At 35.3% G+C, this 23,394-nt stretch carries 23 protein-coding genes and 1 pseudogene; 17 read left to right on the forward strand and 7 right to left on the reverse strand.

Going from position 1 to position 23,394, the window contains the following annotated elements:
* Positions 1–4: 4 nt before the first annotated feature.
* From lplA to BAQ49_RS05950, 14 genes and pseudogenes are all read left to right on the forward strand, one after another.
* Positions 5–994 carry a lipoate--protein ligase gene (gene lplA / locus BAQ49_RS05890; protein WP_071744569.1) on the forward strand — a complete coding sequence of 330 codons (990 nt, stop codon included), beginning with the start codon at positions 5–7 and terminating at the stop codon, positions 992–994.
* 182 nt (positions 995–1,176) lie between these two features.
* Complete coding sequence (locus BAQ49_RS05895; protein ID WP_071744570.1) at positions 1,177–1,602, forward strand: hypothetical protein; 426 nt, start codon at positions 1,177–1,179, stop codon at positions 1,600–1,602.
* 164 nt (positions 1,603–1,766) lie between these two features.
* A complete protein-coding gene (locus BAQ49_RS05900; protein ID WP_071744571.1) occupies positions 1,767–3,299 on the forward strand; it encodes a fatty acid--CoA ligase family protein in 1,533 nt (510 codons plus the stop codon).
* 125 nt (positions 3,300–3,424) lie between these two features.
* Complete coding sequence (locus BAQ49_RS05905; RefSeq protein WP_060749789.1) at positions 3,425–3,676, forward strand: hypothetical protein; 252 nt, start codon at positions 3,425–3,427, stop codon at positions 3,674–3,676.
* Positions 3,677–3,773: 97 nt separating this feature from the next.
* Positions 3,774–4,799 carry an S-layer homology domain-containing protein gene (locus tag BAQ49_RS05910; protein ID WP_071744572.1) on the forward strand — a complete coding sequence of 342 codons (1,026 nt, stop codon included), beginning with the start codon at positions 3,774–3,776 and terminating at the stop codon, positions 4,797–4,799.
* 218 nt (positions 4,800–5,017) lie between these two features.
* Positions 5,018–6,073, forward strand: coding sequence for a sulfate ABC transporter substrate-binding protein (locus BAQ49_RS05915; RefSeq protein WP_071744573.1), 1,056 nt, complete (start codon positions 5,018–5,020; stop codon positions 6,071–6,073).
* A gap of 21 nt (positions 6,074–6,094) precedes the next feature.
* Positions 6,095–6,922 (forward strand): sulfate ABC transporter permease subunit CysT, encoded by an 828-nt coding sequence (gene cysT / locus BAQ49_RS05920; protein ID WP_071744574.1) that lies wholly within the window; start codon positions 6,095–6,097, stop codon positions 6,920–6,922.
* A gap of 11 nt (positions 6,923–6,933) precedes the next feature.
* On the forward strand, positions 6,934–7,791 hold the full coding sequence (cysW, locus tag BAQ49_RS05925; protein ID WP_071744575.1) for a sulfate ABC transporter permease subunit CysW: 858 nt from the start codon (positions 6,934–6,936) through the stop codon (positions 7,789–7,791).
* Between the two features lie 12 nt (positions 7,792–7,803).
* Entirely contained in the window at positions 7,804–8,877 is a 1,074-nt protein-coding gene (locus BAQ49_RS05930) for a sulfate/molybdate ABC transporter ATP-binding protein (protein ID WP_071744576.1), read from the forward strand.
* A 245-nt stretch (positions 8,878–9,122) separates the two neighbouring features.
* Positions 9,123–10,613: pseudogene (locus BAQ49_RS33435) on the forward strand (RHS repeat domain-containing protein); the annotation flags it as partial.
* Positions 10,614–10,772: 159 nt separating this feature from the next.
* Positions 10,773–10,970 carry a hypothetical protein gene (locus BAQ49_RS33440; RefSeq protein WP_244159078.1) on the forward strand — a complete coding sequence of 66 codons (198 nt, stop codon included), beginning with the start codon at positions 10,773–10,775 and terminating at the stop codon, positions 10,968–10,970.
* A gap of 64 nt (positions 10,971–11,034) precedes the next feature.
* Positions 11,035–11,346, forward strand: coding sequence for a hypothetical protein (locus tag BAQ49_RS32770; RefSeq protein ID WP_084667347.1), 312 nt, complete (start codon positions 11,035–11,037; stop codon positions 11,344–11,346).
* Positions 11,347–11,601: 255 nt separating this feature from the next.
* Positions 11,602–12,453, forward strand: a complete 852-nt coding sequence (locus tag BAQ49_RS05945; protein WP_071744578.1) for a leucine-rich repeat domain-containing protein — start codon at positions 11,602–11,604, stop codon at positions 12,451–12,453.
* Positions 12,454–12,549: 96 nt separating this feature from the next.
* On the forward strand, positions 12,550–13,152 hold the full coding sequence (locus BAQ49_RS05950) for a hypothetical protein (RefSeq protein WP_071744579.1): 603 nt from the start codon (positions 12,550–12,552) through the stop codon (positions 13,150–13,152).
* Between the two features lie 475 nt (positions 13,153–13,627).
* Here the strand turns inward: BAQ49_RS05950 and BAQ49_RS05955 are convergent, their stop codons facing one another.
* The 3 genes from BAQ49_RS05955 to BAQ49_RS34060 form a co-directional block, all read right to left on the reverse strand.
* Positions 13,628–14,335: a M15 family metallopeptidase gene (locus tag BAQ49_RS05955; protein ID WP_071744580.1), complete on the reverse strand. Its 708-nt coding sequence runs from the start codon at positions 14,333–14,335 to the stop codon at positions 13,628–13,630.
* A gap of 88 nt (positions 14,336–14,423) precedes the next feature.
* Positions 14,424–14,954, reverse strand: a complete 531-nt coding sequence (locus BAQ49_RS34055) for a D-alanyl-D-alanine carboxypeptidase family protein (protein WP_341865875.1) — start codon at positions 14,952–14,954, stop codon at positions 14,424–14,426.
* 23 nt (positions 14,955–14,977) lie between these two features.
* Entirely contained in the window at positions 14,978–15,292 is a 315-nt protein-coding gene (locus BAQ49_RS34060) for a D-alanyl-D-alanine carboxypeptidase family protein (RefSeq protein WP_341865876.1), read from the reverse strand.
* 347 nt (positions 15,293–15,639) lie between these two features.
* Between BAQ49_RS34060 and BAQ49_RS05965 the strand changes: the two genes are divergently transcribed.
* Both BAQ49_RS05965 and BAQ49_RS05970 read left to right on the forward strand, forming a co-directional pair.
* Positions 15,640–16,746, forward strand: a complete 1,107-nt coding sequence (locus BAQ49_RS05965) for a metallophosphoesterase (protein ID WP_071744581.1) — start codon at positions 15,640–15,642, stop codon at positions 16,744–16,746.
* A gap of 268 nt (positions 16,747–17,014) precedes the next feature.
* Complete coding sequence (locus BAQ49_RS05970; protein WP_071744582.1) at positions 17,015–17,992, forward strand: HD domain-containing protein; 978 nt, start codon at positions 17,015–17,017, stop codon at positions 17,990–17,992.
* 42 nt (positions 17,993–18,034) lie between these two features.
* On the opposite strand, the gene BAQ49_RS05975 is transcribed toward BAQ49_RS05970, so the two are convergent.
* Both BAQ49_RS05975 and BAQ49_RS05980 read right to left on the reverse strand, forming a co-directional pair.
* Positions 18,035–19,159: an anti-sigma factor gene (locus BAQ49_RS05975; RefSeq protein WP_071744583.1), complete on the reverse strand. Its 1,125-nt coding sequence runs from the start codon at positions 19,157–19,159 to the stop codon at positions 18,035–18,037.
* A gap of 5 nt (positions 19,160–19,164) precedes the next feature.
* The gene (locus tag BAQ49_RS05980; RefSeq protein WP_116733434.1) at positions 19,165–19,668 is read right to left on the reverse strand and encodes an RNA polymerase sigma factor; all 504 of its coding nucleotides are present in this window, start codon (positions 19,666–19,668) and stop codon (positions 19,165–19,167) included.
* 118 nt (positions 19,669–19,786) lie between these two features.
* Here BAQ49_RS05980 and BAQ49_RS05985 point away from each other — a divergent pair, with 118 nt between their 5' ends.
* Positions 19,787–20,689, forward strand: a complete 903-nt coding sequence (locus tag BAQ49_RS05985) for an AraC family transcriptional regulator (RefSeq protein WP_071744585.1) — start codon at positions 19,787–19,789, stop codon at positions 20,687–20,689.
* A 220-nt stretch (positions 20,690–20,909) separates the two neighbouring features.
* Here BAQ49_RS05985 and BAQ49_RS05990 read toward each other — a convergent pair whose 3' ends face one another.
* Both BAQ49_RS05990 and BAQ49_RS05995 read right to left on the reverse strand, forming a co-directional pair.
* Positions 20,910–22,652: an ATP-binding response regulator gene (locus BAQ49_RS05990; protein ID WP_071744586.1), complete on the reverse strand. Its 1,743-nt coding sequence runs from the start codon at positions 22,650–22,652 to the stop codon at positions 20,910–20,912.
* A 9-nt stretch (positions 22,653–22,661) separates the two neighbouring features.
* Positions 22,662–23,363 (reverse strand): response regulator transcription factor, encoded by a 702-nt coding sequence (locus BAQ49_RS05995; RefSeq protein ID WP_071744587.1) that lies wholly within the window; start codon positions 23,361–23,363, stop codon positions 22,662–22,664.
* Positions 23,364–23,394: the final 31 nt, after the last annotated feature.

Genomic DNA, 23,394 nt, shown 5'->3' on the forward strand with positions numbered 1-23,394 from the left:
TATGGTGTTATTTATTGATAATAAAGGGATTACAGATCCTAGAATAAACTTAGCGATTGAAGAATATTGTGTGAAGAATTTAGATATTAACGAAACATATTTATTGTTCTACATTAACGAACCTTCAATTATCATTGGTAAAAACCAAAACACAGTAGAAGAAATTAATGCAGATTACGTAAAAGAAAAAGGTATTCATGTCGTTCGTCGTCTATCAGGCGGAGGCGCAGTATATCACGATTTAGGAAACTTAAACTTCAGCTTTATTACGAAAGATGATGGAGATAGTTTCAGCAACTTCAAAAAATTCACAGAGCCTGTAACGAAAGCGCTTAGTAAATTAGGCGTAAATGCAGAGCTAAGTGGTCGTAACGACATTTTAGCTGAAGGTAGAAAAATTTCAGGTAACGCGCAGTTCTCAACGAAAGGTCGTATGTTCAGTCATGGTACGTTACTATTTGACTCTGAAATCGATCACGTCGTATCAGCGTTAAAAGTAAAAATGGATAAGATCCAATCAAAAGGAATTAAATCAATACGTAGCCGCGTTGCGAACATTACAGAGTTCTTAAACGAAAAAATGACGACAGAAGAGTTTAGACAACTTCTTCTAGAAACAATTTTCGAAGGAGAAACAGAAATCCCAACGTACGAATTAACAGAGAATGATTGGAAAGAGATCCATAAACTTTCTGAAGAGCGCTACCAAAATTGGGACTGGAACTACGGAAAATCACCGAAGTTCAACTTACAACATTCACACCGTTTCCCAGTTGGACAAGTTGACGTTCGCCTTGAAGTGAAAAAAGGAACAGTAACAGAATGTAAAATTTACGGTGATTTCTTCGGATCACTAGATGTTCATGACATTGAAGAACGTCTAACAGGCATACAATTTGATAAAGATGCATTCGCTGTAGCTTTAGAAGGCGTAGATATAGTGCGCTACTTTGGTAATATTACAACAGAAGATTTCTTACATTTATTCTTCTAAAAATGAGAGAGGTTGTCATAAAGGGCAGCCTCTTTCTTTTTGTTTAGGTTGTCAGGATTTGTCGGTAAATCGATATATCTGGAAAATCGCCCATATAATTTTATTTACCACAAAACATAAAATCACAGGACATCTGCCCCTTACAAAGGAATATATATATTCAAAAGGAGGCACGGATCGAAATGAAAAGGGTAATGTCCGTTGTATTATTGCTCAGCTTAGTCATCGGCATGACAGCTTGTAACGATGAAACGTCCTCAAGTCGCACACTTTTATCTATTGGAAAACCAGCGAAAGATAATGTTATATATTTTACGCATACAGATAACAGACGAAAGATACAGGAAATACAAAACATGTTTCAAAATAAGAAGTGGAAAAGAAATGAAACATTCAGCACTGTTAATAAAACACCAGATGTCGTCTTTTCAATAGATGAAGACAATACAGGGTTACCGACATTATATGTTACGGTGTATTTTCATGAAGATGGAGCGGACGCTCTTAACTTGCACGGGGAGCATACGACGTTAAATAAAGAGGAACTTAATAAACTTAGAGAAAAGATGAATGCATATTATCCTAAAATGATTTCTGTACTAGTTTAATAATTTGCTGGTAAGTGGAATTCCCTTATCCTTCCAAAGAAATTCAACAGAAGATGCTCCGTGTATATGCAGTTAATAGAATATCACTTGCCACTTTAATTTTCTTTTAATATAATTAATTTAGAATTTTTAAATATTCTAAATTTTATAAAGGTGGGATTTGTGTGAATCTCGTTCAATCTTTGGCTGAAACGGCAAAAAATAAGGGGGATAAACCGGCGTACATATTTATGGATCAGTCGGTCTCATATGACCAATTAAACAAAATGGTCACTAGGTTTTCTAGCAATTTAGCAAAAATGGGCATTGGAAAAGGGGACAATGTCGCATTAGCTGTAGGCAATTCACCACATTTTTTAGTCGGTTTATACGGAACGATGAAAGCCGGAGCAACTGTCATTCCGATTAATCCAATTTATACAGCAGATGAAATACATTATATTTTACAAAATGGAGATGTAAAAACAATCATTGTACTCGACGTCCTTCTACCTGTTATACAATCTCTTACAACAAGACTTCCTTCACTTGAAAACATCATCATATGCGAAACCTCATCAGATTTTACTCATATAGAAACCGAAAAAATGAAAACGTTTACTAGTCTTATAGGAACTGGAGATATAACTTACGAAGGTCCTGAACTAGATGAAGAAGATGTAGCTGTTATTTTATACACTTCAGGTACAACTGGAAAGCCAAAAGGCGCTATGTTAACTCATAAAAATTTATATAGTAATGCTAGCGATGTTGCGTCATATTTACAATATACTGCGGACGATCGCGTCGTTGCAGCATTGCCAATGTTCCATGTGTTCTGTTTAACTGTTGCGGTAAATGCGCCGATTGTGAACGGGGCAACGATTTTAATGGTACCGAGGTTCAGTCCGAAAGAAGTATTTCGTATTTGTCGTACGTATGAACCAACGATTTTTGCTGGTGTACCGACGATGTACAATTACTTATATTTATTTGAAGAAGCAAGCGCAGAAGATGTGAAGACACTTCGTCTCTGTATTTCAGGTGGTGCATCAATGCCTGTTGCCCTTCTGAAAAACTTTGAACAACGTTTTGATGTTATCGTTTCAGAAGGATACGGATTATCAGAAGCATCACCAGTTACTTGTTTTAATCCGTTAGATCGTCCTCGTAAACCAGGTTCGATTGGTACAAATATTTGGCATGTAGAAAATAAAATTGTGAATGAACTTGGGGAAGAAGTACCTGTCGGTGCAGTTGGGGAGTTAATTGTTCGCGGACCTAACGTTATGAAGGGTTACTATAATGCGCCAGAAGATACAGCTGCGACACTTAAAGATGGCTGGCTATATACAGGTGACTTAGCGAAAATGGATGAAGAAGGTTACTTCTATATCGTCGATCGCAAAAAAGATATTGTTTTAGTTGGTGGTTATAACGTATACCCTCGTGAAGTAGAAGAAGTATTATATACTCACGATTCGGTAGCTGAAGTTGTTGTAATTGGCGTTCCTGATGAAAACTTAGGAGAAGCAGTTCGAGCTTACGTCGTTCTGAAACAAACGAACGTAACAGAAGAAGAACTGATGCATTACTGTACGCTACATTTAGCGAAATATAAAGTACCAAAGAGCATTGAGTTTTTAACAGAATTGCCGAAGAATACAACTGGTAAATTGTTAAGAAGAGCTTTGAGAGAGAAGGCATTGCAAGTATAAAAATAAAGGTATTCATCTCTATGACTAAGTGTTATAGAGGTGGATATCTTTTTGTTTTTTAGAATTGACTAAGCTATAAGCCCATATATTTAAAACGTAATATGACTAATACGGAGGGGATATGTATGGAGCAGAAGGAATTACGATTACGGAAAGTGCAATATCTCATTTGTGACATTATGGATGAAATGAATATGGAGAGTGAGAAGAAGAACTTAGAAACATTGCAAAAGGTAATTGATCACCTTTCAGGAGCGATTGGGGATTTAGTTGATCCATCGAGTACGTATTCGTTGGACTATTTAGAGAGAAAAGTGCATACTGCTCATTATTTATTGTTTAAAAATGATCGGAAAGCATATTTGTGTAATAAATAGGTATTATTCGTTTAATTTTTTATTTGACATTGATAATCATTATCAATATGATAGGGATGTTGGGTATATTCATATAAAGAGAGAGGTCATGTTGATAATGATTAAGAAAAAATATATTAATGCATTCGTTATAGCAGCAACTTTAGTAGTTCCATTTAGCGGTATTATGGCACCGATTGCGAAAGCTGATGCAGCGGTTGAAATGAAGGTAAATAGTGAACTTGCAGATGGTACATACGATGTTATTTTTAAAACTTATAAAGATCAAACAAATGAAACATCGGTTGCTTCAACATATTTAAAAAATGCAAAAGTAACAATTCAAGGTGACAAAAAAATCGTTACGTTAACAGTGCAAGATAGTAGCTATTTCCAGTATCTTAGAGTAGAAGATACTAATAAAGTAGGGACATTCCATGATGTGAAAGTGATCTCTGAAGATAAAACAAATAATGGTACGAAGGTTGTTCAATTTGAAATCGATGAGTTCTCGAAAAAATATAATATGCAAATGCATATATTAATTCCAGCAATTAAATATGATCATAAATATCAAGTGCAGTTTGAAATCGATGCAAGTACAATTGAAAAGAAATCTAAGTTCTCAGATGTACCGACTTGGGCACAAGAGTCAGTGCAATATTTAGTAGACAAAGAGGCAGTACACGGTAAGCCAGATGGTACATTTGCCCCCGCTGAAAATATCGATCGTGGTTCAGCAGCAAAAATATTAGCTACTGTTTTAGGGTTAGAAATTAATAAAGATGCGAAGCCATCATTCCGCGATGCTCAAAATCATTGGGCTACACCTTACATCGCAGCAGTTGAAAAAGCTGGTATTGTAAAAGGTGATGATAAGGGTAACTTTAATCCGAGCGGGCTAATTAACCGTGCATCAATGGCTTCTATGCTTGTAAATGCATATAAATTAGAAAGAAATGAAAATATTAAACTACCAAAAGAATTTGCTGATTTAAAAGATCATTGGGGAGCGAAGTATGCCAATGTTTTAATTCAAGAAAACATTTCAGTTGGAACAGATAATGGCTGGGCTCCTGATAAAGCAGTAAGCCGTGCGGAAGCAGCACAATTTATTGCAAAGACAGATAAATTGAAGAAATAAAATGAAATGAAAATCAGTGAGGGACTATCCTCGCTGATTTTCATTTATTAAGAAAAAACAAATTCCAAGTTGACACATATGAATTGCGGAATTAAAATGAAAAGAAATCAAACAGAATACAATAGAAGCTCATCAGAGAAACTGAAGGCGCACAATGTTCACTTTTGTGAAGAAATTGTGTGCCTTTTTCTATTGTACAAACTAAGGGGGCTTTATATATGAAACAGTGGGGTAAGACAGCATTTATGAAAAGTACAGGTGTTTTATTATCAGCATTTGTTCTTTTATCAGGGTGTGGTTCGGCAACATCCACTAGTAATTCTGAAGGGGGCGGGGATAAAAAGACAGTTGAGCTTTTAAATGTTTCATATGACCCGACTCGTGAGTTGTATCAAGATTTTAATAAAGACTTTGCGAAGTATTGGAAAGAGAAGCATGGTCAAACAGTAAATGTAAAACAATCACACGGGGGATCTGGAAGTCAGGCACGCTCCGTTATTGACGGTTTAGAAGCGGATGTTGTAACGCTCGCACTCGCTTATGATATTGATGCAATTAGTAAGAAGAAACAATTAGCAGAAGATTGGCAGAAGCGACTTGCGGATAATTCTACTCCGTACACATCAACAATTGTATTTCTTGTGAGAAAAGGAAACCCGAAAGGAATTAAAGATTGGGATGATTTAACGAAAAAAGGTGTGTCTGTCATTACACCGAATCCAAAAACATCTGGAGGAGCACGTTGGAACTATTTAGGTGCATGGGGATATGCGCTGAAGAAGTATGACAATAGTGAAGACAAGGCGAAAGAGTTTGTCGGCCAAATTTATAAAAATGTAGAAGTACTAGATTCAGGGGCGCGGGGGGCAACAACAACTTTCGTTGAAAAAGGAATTGGTGATGTGTTAATCGCTTGGGAAAATGAAGCGTTATTATCACAAAAGGAACTTGGAAAAGATAAATTTGAAATTGTAACACCTTCGATTAGTATACTTGCCGAGCCGCCAGTAGCAGTTGTAGACAAAGTCGTTGATAAAAAAGGAACGAAAAAAGTAGCAGAAGGATATCTTGAATATTTGTATTCAGAAAAAGGGCAGGAAATTGCGGCGAAAAACTTTTATCGCCCTCGTAACGAGAAAGTAGCAGAAAAGTACGCATCACAATTTCCGAAAGTTCAATTATTTACAGTAGATGAACTATTTGGCGGCTGGAAAAAAGCACAAGAAAAACATTTTAATGATGGCGGCGTATTCGATCAAATGTATAAAAAATAAGGGGGGATGAGGTGACGTTATATGAGGAAAAAGCGAGTCTTACCAGGGTTTGGATTATCTCTCGGATTTACAATGCTGTATATGAGTTTATTCGTACTTATACCACTTTCTATCGTATTTATTCAAACTTCGCAGCTAGGCTGGAAGAAGTTTGCTGGGGTTATAACGAGTGAGCGCGTGTTGCATTCCTATCAAGTAAGTCTCACAACCTCACTTGTAGCGGCAATCGTAAATGCCATTTTCGGTTTATTAATTGCTTGGGTACTCGTTCGCTACACATTTCCAGGGAAGCGGTTATTAGACGGACTAATCGATTTACCATTCGCTCTTCCGACTGCAGTAGCTGGTATTACACTTACGACGCTTTATGCGGAAAATGGCTGGGTTGGAAAAATATTTAGTGTGTTTCATATAAAAGTAGCTTTTACCCAGCTAGGAATTATTATTGCACTGACGTTTATTGGCCTACCATTTGTCGTCCGAATGGTGCAGCCAGTACTGCAAAGTATTGATAAAGAAGTAGAAGAAGCAGCTTCTAGTTTAGGGGCGTCACGCTTCCAAATATTTGTGAAAATCATTTTGCCAGAAATATTCCCGGCTCTACTTGCTGGTTTTTCACTCGCCTTTGCGCGGGCGTTAGGGGAATATGGATCTGTCGTGTTCATTGCAGGTAATATGCCAATGAAAACAGAAATCGCACCGCTTATGATTATGACAAAACTAGAACAATATGATTATGCAGGTGCAACAGCTGTAGCGGCTGTGATGCTTATTATTTCTCTTCTTTTCCTACTACTTATTAATATGATTCAAACTTGGAGTAGAAGGCATGAACTGAAAAGCGAATAGGAGGGGAGAAAATGGAACCAACATTATTAGAAAAGAAAATAGTAAAAAGCGTATCAGTTAAAAAAGAATCTAAGTTTGTACCAATTCTATTCATTACGATAACAATTTTATTTTTATCTCTCTTTCTATTACTGCCGCTCGTGACAATTTTTATGAAAGCATTCGAACGAGGAATTAATGTATATATTGCCGCTGTAACAGATCAAGAAGCATTTTTGGCAATCAGGTTAACGCTTCTCGTTGCATTAATTGTTGTACCACTGAATACGATATTCGGAATAGCAGCGGCTTGGCTTATTACAAAGTTTCAGTTTAAAGGAAAGCAACTATTATTATCTCTTATTGAACTGCCGTTTGCAGTATCACCAGTTATCGCGGGGTTAGTGTTCGTTTTACTTTTTACACCGAGAGCTGCTTTTGGTGGGTGGCTATTGGAACATGGTGTGAAACTCATTTTCTCTGTCCCAGGTATTATCATTGCAACGCTATTCGTAACGTTCCCGTTCGTTGCGCGTGAATTAATCCCGGTTATGCAGGCGCAAGGGAAAAGTGAAGAAGAAGCAGCTCTATCACTTGGCGCAAGCGGCTGGAAAATGTTTTGGCGAGTGACATTACCTAATATAAAATGGGGCCTTTTATACGGCATGATCCTATGTAATGCCCGCGCTATCGGTGAGTTCGGAGCAGTTTCCGTTGTGTCTGGTCACGTACGCGGCGTTACAAATACGATGCCGCTTCATATTGAAATTTTGTACAATGAATATCAATTTTCAGCAGCGTTCGCTGTGGCGACTTTAATGTCACTCATCGCAGTTTTTACGCTCGTTATAAAAAACTGGATTGAATGGAGAATGGAAAAACGACAATAAGGGGTGAGTGCGGTGAGTATTCAAATTCAAAATGTATCAAAACAATACGGTACATTTCAAGCGCTGACAGACATTCATTTGGATATTCCAAAAGGTGAACTGGTCGCTTTATTAGGCCCATCAGGTTCTGGGAAAACGACGTTATTACGAATTATTGCAGGACTAGAAGAAGCGGATCAAGGTGCCATTTCATTTGATGGAGAAGATTTAACAAATATTCATGTGAAAAACCGGCAAGTCGGTTTCGTCTTCCAGCATTATGCACTTTTTAAACATATGAATGTGTTTGAAAATGTCGCTTTCGGTTTAAAAGTAAGAAAGAAAAGTGTAAGGCCCTCAGCAGAAGTAATAGAAGAAAAAGTAACAGAACTATTGAAACTAGTAAAAATGGATGGTTTCGCAAAACGTTACCCAGCGCAATTATCTGGTGGACAACGACAGCGTATCGCACTAGCTCGGGCACTTGCAGTAGAACCGAAAATTTTATTACTTGATGAACCGTTTGGTGCACTTGATGCGAAAGTACGAAAAGAATTGCGAAGGTGGCTCCGAAAACTACATGACGAATTTCAAATTACGAGCGTATTCGTAACGCATGATCAAGAAGAAGCGTTAGACGTTGCGGACCGCATTGTCGTGATGAATGAAGGGCGCATTGAACAAATGGGAACGCCGGAAGAAGTGTATGAAAAACCAGCAAGTCCATTCGTATATGACTTTTTAGGAAATGTAAACTTATTTCACGGTCGCGTTCATAAAGGTAAGCTAAATGTAGGATCGGTGGAACTAGAAGCACCAGAGCATAAGCACGTTTCAAACGTAGACGGAGTGGGATACGTAAGGCCACATCACCTTTCAATCGCTCGTACGAAAGAAAATGTGGATGCCATTCCGGCGAAAGTAACATACTCACACGCAGTTGGCCCTGTCGTATATGTAGAATTGAAGCGCGACGGAACAGATGAATATTTAGAAGCAGAAATTAGTAAAGAGCAGTTCAGAAAGCTCAACATTCAAACGGGTGAGTTTGTATATGTACATCCGAGAGAAGTGAAAGTGTTTATTCCGGAGGATTTTGTGATTTAAGAGAGCAAAAATTAACTTGGATTAACAGTGAATTTTCGCTCATATTAGCAATCTATTAATAAGAGGAAGTCTCCTAAAATATATTTTTGGGGACTTCCTCTTGTTTGTTGCGATAACTTTTTTTCATATGAAATGTAGTGGGAAGTTTGTTATAGATATATGGAAATACAACAGAGAAATCTATCATGTTTGGCGGTAAAACGCAAACACACAAATATGAATATGATGTAGATAATAAAAATACAGTGTATATCGATGCGTTAAATCGCCGTATTGAACACACATATGATGAAAATGCAAACAAGATTAAAACAAAAATGCCAAATGGCTCGATTTTAGAGTCTGTATATGATACAGCAGATCGCGTCGTTGGAGAAAAACGCAATGGAAAAGATTCATTTACATATGAACGTGATCAAAATGGACAAGTTACGAAAGTCAAAGACCATGTTAATACAAAAACATACGATAAGGCAGACCGCGCGACAAGTGCAACGGATAGCCGAGGTGGAAAAATTGACTGGACGTATCATGACAAAGCAAACAGTAAGACAGAAAAACTAAAAGAACAAACAGTAACGCAAGGCGGATACACAAATAAAGTATCGTATGACTACAACACGTTAGATCAAAACATTCGTGTGACAGATGGTTCTCAAACGTATCGCTTTGATTATGACGATCAAGGAAATGTTCGTACGTATACAGCCGGAAATGGTTCGGGTTCTCCTTTCAACTATGACCATGCGAACAAAATTAAAGATTTAGTAGTAGGTACGTCAAATAGTATTCTACTTTCTGAACGATATGAATATGACCAATCGGGTAACCGTACGAAGATAAAGCATGAAAGTACAGGCGGAAAAGTAACAGAAACAAATTTTGTATATGACCCGATTAACCAACTATTAAACGAGGCATTACCAAACGGGACAAGTAAATCATACACATATGATGGATTTGGAAACCGTACGAGTGTTAAAGTTGTAGAGAACGGAAAAGAAACAAAATCTATAGCGGCAACATTCAATGAAGGAAACCAGCTTGTAAAATTCGGAAACGAATCGTTAACATATGATGCGAATGGCAATCGTACATCAGATGGGAAGTACAAGTATACATGGAATGAACATGACCAGATTGTAGCTATCACAAAACAAGGTGAAAGCAATGCATTCGCAACTTATAAATATGATGATGATAATCGTCGTATTGAAAAGAGTGTAAATGGTCAAGTAACACGTTACTTCTATGATGGAGATAGTATTAATCCGTTGTACGAGACGGATGGTAGCGGAAATGTACTTCGTCAATATGTATACTCAACAAGTGGCGCGCGTCTAGCAATGAAGTCAAAAGGACAAACGTTATACTACCACTCTAATCCTCGTGGTGATGTTGTTGCGATGACAGATCAAAATAAAGAAGTTGTAGCAACGTATGAATATGATTCATGGGGTAACGTATTAAAGAGTGACGCAAAAGGTATTGCAGCAGACAATCCATTTGGATATGCGGGATACATGTATGATAAAGAAATGGGTATGTATTACTTGATTGCGAGGTACTATAATCCGGAGCATGGGGTGTTCTTATCGGCGGATCCTGATCCAGGTGATGAAGATGATCCGGTTACAATGAATGGGTATACGTATGCAAACAATAATCCGGTAATGAAGGTTGATCCTGATGGGCATGTAGCTTGGTGGGTTGGTAGTGCAGCAATTGGTGCTGGTTTTGGAGTAGCTAAATATTTATACTAAAACAGGAATACTGGATATACTTGGAAAGGTGGTTTGAAAGCTGCAGGGAAAGGTGCTTTAAGTGGCTTGATTTCTGGTGGTGTAGGGAGAGTGTTTGGGTTTATAACTCCTATGCAAGGGGGGATAAGAGTAGTGAAAAAAACTATTCAAGGAAGGGAGCGAATCCCGTTTAAACAAGCAGGACGTAACGTGTCTCGTTTTATTGGAAACCCGAAAAAACACTTTGAAAGGCTTCCAGGTGCACGATTAGAAAGGCTAGCTAAAGCGAAGAAGAATTCTACAAAAGCAAAGTTAATGCGTATTTCTAATGCGATAGGAAAGCGTAAATAAATTTAAGAAGGAGAATTTAGGATTGGTAGAGCTTTTAGAATATTTATTAATTTTGGGTTTGAATATGCTAGTAGCATCTATCGTATTTTTACAAGAGTACTGCATAGGTAGTATAAGACTGTTTCATTATAAGAGAATCTTTGCCATGATTCTAGTAATACGTTCATTGTTGAGCATATGGATCATTTACCCTATGGCAGCTACCCTGTTAGGGACGCTAAATATCTTAGTGATTCAATCAATTATATTACTTTGCCTTTGGGGGATTATGCAGTGTGTAAAGAAGTACGAGGGAAAGTGGTATATTACAATGATTGCACTTATTATTTATGGTCTTAGCTGTTATTTTCATATTATGTATGCGAAAACTGTATAGATAATTAGAGGGTATTTATAGTGGGACATGTGATAGTTATGATGGATGGGAAACGCAAGTTGTAGGGTAATATATAATGAAAGACTATTTTAAATTAAATTTTAGATAGTCTTTTTTATTGTGAAAATAGGGATTTGAAATATTGCTAGTGAAAGTTAATATAAAATGGAATAGCTGAGATCCTACTCATTTGTACAAGTAATAATTTTTTATTTAAAAATATAATGCATAAAAATGATGATTGAGGAAGATTTGATGAACTTAAAATATAAAAATGGTTTTTATGTAAGAGAAGATGTGCATGGGGAAACTGTATTAGTATCTCAAAAAAATTTAGGTGAATGTATAGAATATATTAATATGTTTAATATTTCTGGAGTACAAATATGTGATATGTACTATGAATTAGAAGATATAAACTTTTTAAATGAGTGTGAGAATATTACACATTTAATGTTAGATAACATGTTTTTAAAAGATGTATCGGGTATATATGATTTAAATAAACTTCAAGATATATCAGTAATGGAGTCTAATTATAAATTAGAGTTAAATAAATTAACAAACTTAGAGAGCTTGACGATGTACTGTGATAAAAAGATAACAGGCTTACAGGAACTAACGAATTTAAAATCACTGTCTTTATGGAAATACAGTCCTAAAAATAGAGATTTGACTGAATTGAAACATTTACGAAATTTAGAAGATATAAGGATTACACAATCTAAAATAGATTCAATCAATGGTATTGAAAATTTTAATAAATTGCAGTCGTTACAATTAAATTATTTACGTACATTAAAAACGATAGAGCATTTAAAGTATGGGAGTAGAAAATTACTTAATTTAGAAATGGAAGCATGCAAAAATATTGAAGATTTTTCTGTTATTCAATGTTTAGAGTCTTTAGAGGTGTTGCACCTTTTCAATTGTGGGGATATACCGACAATAAGTTGTATACAAACATTAGATCATTTAAAACGTTTTTCTTTTTGGGGAAGTAATGTTGTAGATGGTGATGTTAGTTTCTGTGAGGGGATAGAATTTGTTAGTTTTACAGACAAAAAGCATTACTCTCATAAAAATAAGGATTTTAATGATATATAAGAGATAAGAGGGCATTATAATGAGGTTTCCAAAAGATGAAGATGGGCAAGTACTGAATAAATAAAAAGAGTGTCTAATTACTTTCAAGGAGAAAATATGGATATATATATTGAAATACACAAACCTGCAACTGAAAAAAACGAGTATTTTCTAGTGCTAGATGAACATGATAATTTTGAAAATGATAAAATTTCAAAGTTATTATCATCGGTTAATAGATATATAGTTGATGTTGATACAGGCATGGAACGATTTATGGAAACAATGATATCGAGATTTCATTTATATATTTTAATGAATTTTGAAGGGGTTCAAGAAGAATTAACAAAGGTGCAAAATTACATTTTGGAAAAAGAATTAAAAGAGTTAAACTGGAAAAAATCCACTGTAAAGAGCACGATTTTAACGAATCAGTATGATAATACAACTAATATTTTCGATGTGATTTCTCCTGTATGTATGGAGGGAAGTCTTATGTTCTTTTTCTCTGAGAAGGAAGTAAACGAAGAAGAGTTAGAAAATATAATAAAATATATAAAATTTGATCGGACAAGAGTATATTTTAATAAAGAAACAATTGAACTAGCGGGGAAAATGGGTTATATAGTAGGGCATTTTACAGATGAATATTATATAGTATCTTTACGTTCGGAAAAGCAAGTATTTGTTTGTTATGGGGAAGAACGTATTATGGGGTAGAATAGAGATACAAAACATGAAATTGCTACGTTGAGAATGAAAATGCATCTAAATTAAGGGTGTATTTTTTTTGCAATCTGTATGTATTTCATCTCATCAATTTTTTATTTACTGGTGTAGTTGCATGTAACTTTTTCTGAAATGATAATGTGCTGTTATTTTTATAATGGAGATCGTATTCACCCGTTATACGGGACGGATAGTAAGGGATGATTAAACGTGAAGTATACTTATTATTCGGAATTTCATTTAGTTCAAATGAAAGATAAAAAGGCTAAAGGTATGCCTCTTAGCCTTTTGTTTAATCAATACTTCTCAGTTTTATATTCATTTGGAAGCTATTTGAGTTAATTTACGAATAAATTCCACTGCACTGTTTTTATTACCTGCCAATTCTATAGGTACAGAGATGTAGGGTGCAGTATATAATTGTTTCGTCATATACCTCCTAAGGTGTTTTTAACAAGGTGATGGGTTATTTTTCATTGTGATATTCTTCTAAGGTGATACCTTTCTCGTATATTTCTGTTGCAATGTCACCTACGTATCGAATATGCCATGGTTCATATGAATAACCTGTAATGTGCTCTTTTCCTTTTAAATAACGTATAATAAAGCCAGCACGATGAGCATTGTTTTTAAGCCATTTTCCTTCAGTAGTATTCGCGAATTGAGTTTCTAGTGTATTATTGACACTATTCGCAGAAACATCCATCGTTAAACCTGTTTGATGTTCGCTATGACCTGGCTGTGCAGAAACTTTATCAGCTTGGACTTGACCTTGTTTCGCTACATTTCGTCTATAAACAGTTTGTTGATATTCTTCCGAACGAAATCCGGATATAGCATGTAGTACTATTCCATCTTGTTTCGCTAAAGCAAATAATTTTTCCAAAGCGGTAGCAGCTTCTTTTCGTAAATGACTTTTTTCTTGAATCCCATCGAATGCAAAAGTAACTTTAGGTACAACTAAATCGTCAGGTCTATAATTACTTGGAAGTTTCCTATTTTTATTAACTACTACATCCACACTATTGGGGGATCCAATAGTTACAGATCCATCATTATTTTGTATATCGTCCTTGCCTTTAGCGATGTCAGTTATACTAGGGAAAAAAATATATATGCATAGGAAGAGAAGAACAGCTCCCCCTACTAAGCGGCCTATTAATTTTCTAATCATTTTATTTACTCCTTATAGCAATCTATTTTAAAATTTACGTTTCTATATAATTTCGTATTATCTATTTATCATAATTTAAAGATTAATGCTACCAATTCAAAAAAGTCGAGCTAATTTTATTAAATCCATATGAAAATAATTTTTTTGTTTTTATAAATCTCTTAGTATCTTCTTTAGTTCCCGCAACAACAGAAATCAGCCTGTTTTCACCTTGTTTTGCTGTGCCTGTAAAACAGTATCCTGCTTCATCTGTAAATCCAGTTTTCAAACCATCAATTCCTTGAAAATACAATTCATCATTAGATGTATCGAGCATCTTATTTGTAGTTATTATAGTTGAACTATTATACGTTAATGTATAGTTTGTTAGCTTGGTTATATCTAAAACTTCGGGATATGCTTTTAACAAATGTTGCGCGAGCGTTGCGACATCTAAAACAGTCATTTTTGACTCTTTATTTTGAGCATTTGGTAGTCCTGTAGCATTAACAAAATGAGTCGCATTAGATAAATTTAATTGCTTTGCTTTCATATTCATAAGCTTTGTAAAATTCTCTTCACTTTTAGAAATATGCTCAGCTAAAGCAACAGCAGCATTATTGGCTGATGATATTACCATCGCATGAAATAAATCTCTAACAGTTAAACGATATTGATCTTAGCTCCAATACTATTTACAGCATTTGGACCAATTCTGACGGGATCGCTCCATTTTAATGTACCGTTATGAATTTTTTCTAGTACAATATACTCGGTCATCATCTTTGACATACTTGCTGGAGCAAGGGGCACATTTTCATTCTTACCATAAACAACTTTTCCTGATTGTGCATCCATTAGTATAGCAGCGTTAGCTTCTATAACGGGTTCTTTTGTAAAAGCTAAATAAGTATATAAGGTCACAAAAATAGCAATAAATACTATAAGCATGTTCCTACTTCTCTTTGCTATTTTCATTTTCTATTCTCCTTCATCATTGTTACTAGCAAAGTGTATGTTTCAGGATTTGTTGCAAAGTTTCCGAAGACATAAAGAGCTGAGGAATATTGCAACAGAATCTGATTTTTATTATTACATTGCAATAGTAAATAAACTATCTAATAACCTTACGTAAAGGTGACAAACTTGTAAGGTTTCATAAGTAGAAAATGAATGTAACAAAAGGATCCTATTAATTTAGACCTCTAATTGTTAGATGCAAATATAACAATTAGAGGTCTTTACTGTGATGAACAAGGTGCTTAATATTTACGTTTAACGTGCATAACAAGTTATAATAGAAGAAATTAATAAGGAGGCTGGCTGTGAAGAATCTTTGTTATTTCAATATATTTACTATGTTACTTGTATACACACTACTTATGTTTTACATAGGCTGGAACGGATGGGTTTGGCTCAGTGCGGTATTTGGCTGGGAATCTTGGGGATATTACGCTTTCGTAGTTGGATTTATTTCATATGCGTATATTCTCGTACAAGTGTTTAAGTTTTTGCCATTTTTACGAACGGTCGGTTCAATTTGGTTTGCGGTCATACAATATGCGCTTATGTTGTTGCCACTTGCTGATATTACAGTTTTCCTTTTTCAATTTGGGGTGGAGAAAGAAACAGCAATTATTTGGACAGGGGCGGCTGTGATAGCTACATTTATCTTTATCTTTGCGTATGGAGTATTTAATGCGTATAGTCCGGTAGTAAGAAAATACGAAGTGCACATACCGAAAAAGGTAGAGGGGCGTAAAAGTTTACGCATTGCGATGGCTTCTGATATGCATTTCGGTAAATTGTCTGGTGTTTCGCATTTAAAGAGACTTGTCCGTCATGTAAATGAAATGGAGCCCGATATTATTTTACTGCCTGGTGATATTATCGATGATCATCCAGGTGTGTTCATTCAGAAAAATATGGGACCAATCATGAAACAGATGAAAGCTCCATTAGGCGTATATGGTGTGTTAGGAAACCATGAATATTACGGCCGAGCTGTTCCTGAGTTTTTACAAGAGATGGATAAGATTGATATTCGTATTCTTTTAGATGAAGTCATTACAATTGAAGATGATTTTTATCTCGTCGGAAGAAGGGATAAAACAGAGCGTGATCGTCAAAGCTTTGAAAATCTAATGAGTACGGTAGATAAATCGCTTCCTGTTATCGCAATGGATCACCAACCATTTGAATTAAAACAAGCAGCGGACGCCGGCGTTGATTTATTATTATCCGGTCACACGCACCGCGGACAAATGGCGCCGAACCATATTGTGACGAGAAGAATGTACGAACTAGACTGGGGATATGCACAAAAAGGTGCATTCCACGCAATTGTTTCTTCTGGATTTGGATTCTGGGGACCACCGCTTAGACTTGGAAGTAGATCTGAGATTGTGCAGGTGGAGGTTACGTTTGAATAGATTTATGAAATAGAGGGCTGATAGCTCTCTATTTTTAAAAATAAAAAAGGCTCCACATAAGGAGCGCTCAATAAAAGTATAGTAAATGAATTAAAACAAATAACAGACATTTATAATATATACAAAAATAAATGTAATATCAATATATATTTAAATATAGATACAAAATAAATCAGAACATTCATGTTTTTATTGTTAAATATTGTATTTACTTGCCTTTGAAAAAGAGATACTATAAGAAGACTCTGCTTGAAAAGGGGGATTTTAAGTGATCATATCAGATGTCATATACGGTGAGTTTAAAGTAGATAAAGTGTTAGAAGAATTAATTTTAAGTAAGTCTGTGCAAAGACTAAAAGGTATTCATCAAAACGGCGCAAGCTACTTAATAAATGAGAAGTGGAATGTAACACGCTTTGATCATTCAGTTGGTGTTATGTTGTTAATAAAAAAACTCGGTGGTTCAGTAGAAGAACAGATTGCTGGTTTACTGCATGATGTATCGCATACTGCTTTTTCCCATGTGATCGATTACGTTTTTGATAACGAAAATGAAAGTTATCATGAAGAAATATTTAGTGCTGTCGTGAAAAACTCGGAAATCCCGGCGATTCTTTCAAAGCATGGTTATAACTATGAAGATATTTTGTTAGATGATTCAAAGTGGACATTGCTGGAAAGATCAGCACCAGAATTATGTGCAGACCGAGTGGATTATACATTACGAGATATGTATACATATGGGTATATTTCTTTAGAAGAAGCTCAAAATTTTTTAGATGATTTAATCGAAGTTAATGGGAGAATGGTACTTCAAAATATTGAAATTGCAGAATGGTTTACGAAGACGTATTACAAAGAAGTAATCGATTTCTTTATGAAACCACTTAATATTTATGGAAATGATATGTTAGCTAAAACGTTAAAGTTAGCTCTTCATAAAAAGGTTATTCATGCAGATGACTTTCTTCTTGAAGATCATGAGCTTATATCGAAATTGCAGCTATGTAACGATCCAGAAGTACATGTTTTATTAAGAAAAATTCATCCAAGTATAGAAGTAAAAGAAGATAGAAATGAGTATAATTTACATCAGAAAAATAAAGTCCGTCTTATTGATCCGCCGTTACTTCGTGCAGGTGAGGTTATTCAATCGTCTGTTGTGTCAGAAAACATAAGGAAGATGAGTGAGATCGCTTATGAAAAAGCGGTGAGAGGGATGTATGTGAAAGTGATTGCGAATTAAAAAAGAAGTAGCGCATCATTTCTAATGCGTTACTTCTTTTTATTAATTATCAAACCAATTCCAAACCTCAATATCTCCAAGAATCGCATAACGTACGTGCGGTGAGTTTTGTAATTTTAGTAACTCTTTTGACGGTCCAGTAATGACAATGCCATATACTTTTACTCCGTTATCTTTTACATATTTATAACGTTTATCTAAGTTTAGTTCACTTTCAGGAAGCATAGCAACTGTACTTACAGTTTTTTTATGTGTAGAAAGAATGCGCATCATTTCAATAACTTTATCCTCTTGCGTTTTCAGATTTTCTGTTTCATCATCAAGGAATCCTATATGTTCTGGAAATCCTATAAAGTCGCTCCCGGATAGGATGAAATCTTCTTCGTTTATTCTTTCTTGCCCAGTATCTAAAGCGTACCATACAGGAGTTGGAGGGAGTTCTTGTGCTTCAAATACACTATATAAAAGTGGTTCTAACTCTTGTAAAGTGTAGGATTTATCAAAAGAAATTGCTACTTCTGCAACGGTTCCCTCATGTACCTTTGCAAGTGTATCCCAAACCTTTTTAGATGCTTCTTTCAAATAATCACCTTGTTTTATTTTTGGATGAACAAAGTGGATGTTCGGTTGATAGTGCATATTCACCCAAGATTTATTTGTGATATTTAAAGAAGATAAAAAGCTGCTCGTTTCCATTGTACCGAGTGGCATTTCTTTTTTACCAATCGTTTTGACTAAATCAAATTGGCTGTTTGTTCGAAAGAAAGCTTCTACACTTGTTCCGCCCCCTATGACGCGGCTATTTGGGATAGTTGCTTCAAGTGCAAGAGAGGGAACATCTCTTATTTCTTTTAGCTTTTTATCATTATTAGCTTGAAAATAAAAGGCAGACAATACCCCGCCAATCATATATATAACGATACAAATTGCTAGTATAAAACCAAACATCTGTAAACGATGTTTCCACTTAATTCTCCAAAAAGGAACTTTAAGTTCTTTTGGAGGTAATTTTTTCTTTACGGGTTCACTCTTCGTAAGCAATTCATCTAAATGAGCTTCACATTCTGCACAAGTTTCTATATGACTTTCTAACTGTTCTTGCTCATCACGTGTGAGCGTACCTTTTTCATATTTCTCCCAAAGTTTTTTAAACTCTGCACAACCCATCTGTATCACTCCTTTATGCTTCTTGCTTCTTTTCGTCCGCGGTGTAATTCAATTTTCACTTTCGCTAATGAGAGACCGGTCATTTCTGCTATTTCCTTATAGGTGAATCCGTAGTAATCTCGTAGTAGTAGCATATTTCGTCTTTCGAGCGGAAGTGAGGATAAACTGTCTAACCAACTAGCAATCTCATGTTTTACAAAATATGCATGTTCTGTACTTGGCACGTTTGGTAAATGGAATTCTTCAACTGTCGTTGTTTTATATTTTTTTTCTTTTCGATACCAATCGATAAAGGCGTTGTAGGCAATCGTAAACAACCACGGCCTAATTTCTTCGCCTTTATAATAATCAATGTGGACTAGCATTCGGTAAAACGTTTCTTGCATAAGATCTTCCGCGTAGTGAGAATCTCCGGTTAGGGAGAGAAGATAGCGAAATAAATCTTGCATATGCTCTGAGTAAATCTCTTCTAATGATTGTTTGCGTTTCACTAATTTCCCTCCCTTCATACATAACAACGAAATACATATAAAAAAGTTACATTTGTTTTTAGAATTATAGTAAAAAACGTCAAGAATCAGATATGATTCTCTTTTATCATAATACATATAAGGCGGGTGAACAGAGATGGAAAGCTATGAAACACAAGTTCAAAGGTCAATTGATTATATTGAGGAAGATGTAATGGAAAAACAAACGCTGCGTAATTTGGCGCGTATTGCAGGTTTTTCTGAGTCGCATTTTCATCGTGTATTTCAGGCGTTAGTAGGTGATACAGTAATGGAGTATGTTCGAAAGAGGAGGTTAGCCCGGGCAGCTTATCAACTTTCTCATACGGATGAAAAAGTTATTGATATCGCATTTGAGCATGGCTTTCAATCTCACGAAACGTTCACGAGAGCCTTTAAAAAATTATTTCAAATGACACCAAGTGAATATCGAAAACAAGAAATCGAAACACCGATGTATTACAGAGTGAATGTAAAGCAAAGAAAATTAAATCCGTATTTAGGAGGCATACAAATGGAATATCGTATTGTAAATAAACCAGAATTTTTAGTGGCGGGTTATGAACTGAAGACGACAAGTAAAGAAGGAAAAAATCATCAAGACATTCCAGCATTTTGGCAAGAATATTTACAAAAAGATCTTGGAACGACGATTCCGAATCGTAAAGATACGAGCCAATGGGTAGAACTTGGATTATGTACTGATTTTAATTTAGAAACAGGGGACTTCACTTATATTATCGGAATGGAAGTTACAGACTTTGAAAATGTACCAAATGCAGTTGCAAAGCGTACATTCCCAGCTGCGACATATGCAGTATTTACAACGCCGAAAGTTCCTCATGAAGAAATGGTATCGTCTATTCATCAAACGTGGAATGCAGTATTCTCAGAATGGTTCCCGCACTCAGGATATGAGCATTGCGGAGTTACAGAATTTGAGCTATACGATGAGCGTTCCCATGCAGATAAAAGTGAGTTTGCTCAAGTTGAGCTTTGGATACCAGTGAAGAAGAAATAATAAGAGGAAAAGTGAACCACTCAGTGGTTCGCTTTTTTATCATATAGGTTGCCACATTTGACGATTTTTGTCGGTAAATCGATATATCTTGAAAATCGCTGATATAATTTGAGTTGCGCCGATATAATTTCATGTACCGTAGAACTAATACGAAAAACCACTTCATAATTTCATTCACCGAAAAAATTCCTCAAAAAAAAGACGCCCTACAGCGTCTTTCCTATGAACTAAACGGAAACATAAGTATAATCGTCGTTCCTTTTTCAAGTTCACTATCAATGGAGATCGTTCCGTTATGAGCATGAACGAGCTGTTTTGTAATGGCAAGGCCAAGTCCAGTTCCGATGTTGCTTTCTTCTGTATTCGTTCCTCTGTAGTACCGCTCGAATAGAAGTTCTTTCGTTTTATCGTCCATACCTTTTCCATCATCTGAAATAGATAGTGTAAAGAAGTTAGCATTTTGCGAAAGTTTTACGATTACGTTTGTCGTTTCATTATTATGTTTTACAGCGTTTGCGAGTAGGTTTTCGATAATACGCTGGAACCATTTTTCTTCAATAAAATATTGGATTTTGCTTGAACTTGGCACAAATTCAATATTTTGATTTTGTAGTGTTGGGTTATTAATAAATTGTAATAATACTCTTTGGACGAACTGATTAATTTCAACATTTACGTGTTGCGCAGGAAGAGTATCATTTTTTAATTGATATGTTAAGCTTAAGTCGTCAATTAATGTAGTCATATATTGAGATTTTTCTTTCATTACATGGCCAAATTGTTGAATGTCTTGATCAGTCCAATTATATTGCTTCGATTCTAGTAATAATGCATAGCCGTATATAGAGCTAAGCGGTGTTTTTAGATCATGCGTCAGGCCGGTAATCCACTCTTCACGTGTTTGTTGCAGTACTTTTCTCATTGCATCGTTCTTTTTCAAAGTAATAGAAAGGTGCTCTAGTGAGTTTGTAACATCTTTAAATATACGGAATGACCATTTTTCTTTACCGGAGCGCCGGAACCGAACAGGTTTGCCTTTTTTACTAACAGGTTCTTCATATTTTCCTCCGGCTATGTTTTTAAGCCAGCGCATCGTATGTAATAAAGGCTTTCCAAACTTATTTCCATACCAAATTGAAAGAATGACTAAATAAACAAACACAATAAGGAGGATTAAGCTGCATCCGATTAGAAGTTTCTTGGTAAATACATCATCTAATTCATCATCTGGATAATAATGAGCGTTTGGGGCGGATACAACGACGAGATGACCGCTATTTGAATCGTAAAAACTAGATGTATTTTCTTTATAATTCCACGGTTCTTTTTCATTAAGAGCCGTTTTTATGGCTGAAAATGTTTTTTTCTTCCCAGTTGGATAGGAAAAAACTTCTTCTCCATTGTTATTAAATATTTGTAGTGTTGCTTTTTCTTTAGAAATTAATTGTTTTTCTTGTTCAGTTAGTGCAAATTCATTTAATGATAAAGAAGGATGTCCTTGTTGTATCGTTTTTAGTAAAGTATTACTTTTTAGTTTGGCACCGTAAATAACAATCGCTGGTTTCTTTTCTAATTTAATCTCCCAATAGTTAAATTTATAAATACTGTTGCTGCTATTCTGTAAATACGTAAGTAAGGATGTCTTTGTGTAAGAGGTAGGAACATCGTTAGGCGTATTAAAGTTGTAAAGGACCTTTCCATCTTCATCTACAATTTGAAGCCAATCACTCTTTTCTTTTATTAAATCTTTTACCTCAGATTTTAAAGTAATTTTATTGTCTTCAGAAGAAATATATTCGGAGATTGTAAAGGTATCATAATCAGAAATATTAGGTTCATATAAAGTACTATTAAGAAGAAAAATTAAATAAGAAAAAGAAGCAACTACTGCGATAAGTAACGTAACTAAGACGAAAACGTGTTGTAAAATAAACTGGATTATAAGTCTCTTATTAAAATTCATATCTTTAACCTACTTTGTAATGAACTTATAGCCAAGTCCACGAACTGTTTTTATGTATTCTGGTTTACTTGGATCATGTTCAATTTTTTCACGTAGTTTTCGAATGTGAACCATAACAGTATTATCATCTCCATTATAGGCAGGTGCTCCCCAAACTTTTTCGTATAATTCTTCTTTCGAAAATACGTAGTTCGGATTCTCACAAAAGAAGAGTAGTAATTGAAAGAGTTGAGCGGAACATTCGACAACGTTTCCATCTACTGTTAGTTCCGCAGAATGTTGATCAATTTCAAATCTCCCAAATGAAATGGAGTGCGTTTTTTGTTCTTGTACGCTTTGCTTCATATGTCTTCGAAGTTGTGCTTTCATACGAGCGACTACTTCAAGTGGATTAAATGGCTTCGTAATATAATCATCGGCACCGTATGAAAATCCAGATACTTTATCTAAATCAGAAGTTTTCGCTGTTAGAAAGAAGATGGGGCAATCCGTTTTTTGGCGAATGATCGGACAAATGTCAAAACCAGACTGTCCAGGAAGCATCACATCTAAAATGATTAAATCGTAATTGTTTTGCTGGGTGAGAGATAAGGCTAGTTCCGCAGAGGTTGCAGTTGTAATATGAGAAAAACCTTCTTTTTTAAGAATGGTAGTTAGTAATTGTAAAATTGCTGTTTCATCATCAACGAGTAAAATATTTGCGTGATACATATGAATCCCTCCTAATTTCCTCGAATATCAT

This window comes from Bacillus proteolyticus (genome assembly GCF_001884065.1).
Lineage (GTDB): Bacteria > Bacillota > Bacilli > Bacillales > Bacillaceae_G > Bacillus_A > Bacillus_A proteolyticus.

What these genes read in the sequence shown, in the direction of transcription:
- BAQ49_RS05895 (WP_071744570.1), top strand. Translation starts at nt 1,177, where the DNA reads ATGAAAAGGGTAATGTCCGTTGTATTATTGCTCAGCTTAGTCATCGGC.
- BAQ49_RS05905 (WP_060749789.1), top strand. Translation starts at nt 3,425, where the DNA reads ATGGAGCAGAAGGAATTACGATTACGGAAAGTGCAATATCTCATTTGT.
- BAQ49_RS05910 (WP_071744572.1), top strand. Translation starts at nt 3,774, where the DNA reads ATGATTAAGAAAAAATATATTAATGCATTCGTTATAGCAGCAACTTTA.
- BAQ49_RS05915 (WP_071744573.1), top strand. Translation starts at nt 5,018, where the DNA reads ATGAAACAGTGGGGTAAGACAGCATTTATGAAAAGTACAGGTGTTTTA.
- cysT (WP_071744574.1), top strand. Translation starts at nt 6,095, where the DNA reads ATGAGGAAAAAGCGAGTCTTACCAGGGTTTGGATTATCTCTCGGATTT.
- cysW (WP_071744575.1), top strand. Translation starts at nt 6,934, where the DNA reads ATGGAACCAACATTATTAGAAAAGAAAATAGTAAAAAGCGTATCAGTT.
- BAQ49_RS32770 (WP_084667347.1), top strand. Translation starts at nt 11,035, where the DNA reads ATGCTAGTAGCATCTATCGTATTTTTACAAGAGTACTGCATAGGTAGT.
- BAQ49_RS05945 (WP_071744578.1), top strand. Translation starts at nt 11,602, where the DNA reads ATGAACTTAAAATATAAAAATGGTTTTTATGTAAGAGAAGATGTGCAT.
- BAQ49_RS05950 (WP_071744579.1), top strand. Translation starts at nt 12,550, where the DNA reads ATGGATATATATATTGAAATACACAAACCTGCAACTGAAAAAAACGAG.
- BAQ49_RS05955 (WP_071744580.1), bottom strand. Translation starts at nt 14,335, where the DNA reads ATGATTAGAAAATTAATAGGCCGCTTAGTAGGGGGAGCTGTTCTTCTC.
- BAQ49_RS34055 (WP_341865875.1), bottom strand. Translation starts at nt 14,954, where the DNA reads ATGGTAATATCATCAGCCAATAATGCTGCTGTTGCTTTAGCTGAGCAT.
- BAQ49_RS34060 (WP_341865876.1), bottom strand. Translation starts at nt 15,292, where the DNA reads ATGAAAATAGCAAAGAGAAGTAGGAACATGCTTATAGTATTTATTGCT.
- BAQ49_RS05975 (WP_071744583.1), bottom strand. Translation starts at nt 19,159, where the DNA reads ATGGGTTGTGCAGAGTTTAAAAAACTTTGGGAGAAATATGAAAAAGGT.
- BAQ49_RS05980 (WP_116733434.1), bottom strand. Translation starts at nt 19,668, where the DNA reads ATGAAGGGAGGGAAATTAGTGAAACGCAAACAATCATTAGAAGAGATT.
- BAQ49_RS05985 (WP_071744585.1), top strand. Translation starts at nt 19,787, where the DNA reads ATGGAAAGCTATGAAACACAAGTTCAAAGGTCAATTGATTATATTGAG.
- BAQ49_RS05990 (WP_071744586.1), bottom strand. Translation starts at nt 22,652, where the DNA reads ATGAATTTTAATAAGAGACTTATAATCCAGTTTATTTTACAACACGTT.
- BAQ49_RS05995 (WP_071744587.1), bottom strand. Translation starts at nt 23,363, where the DNA reads ATGTATCACGCAAATATTTTACTCGTTGATGATGAAACAGCAATTTTA.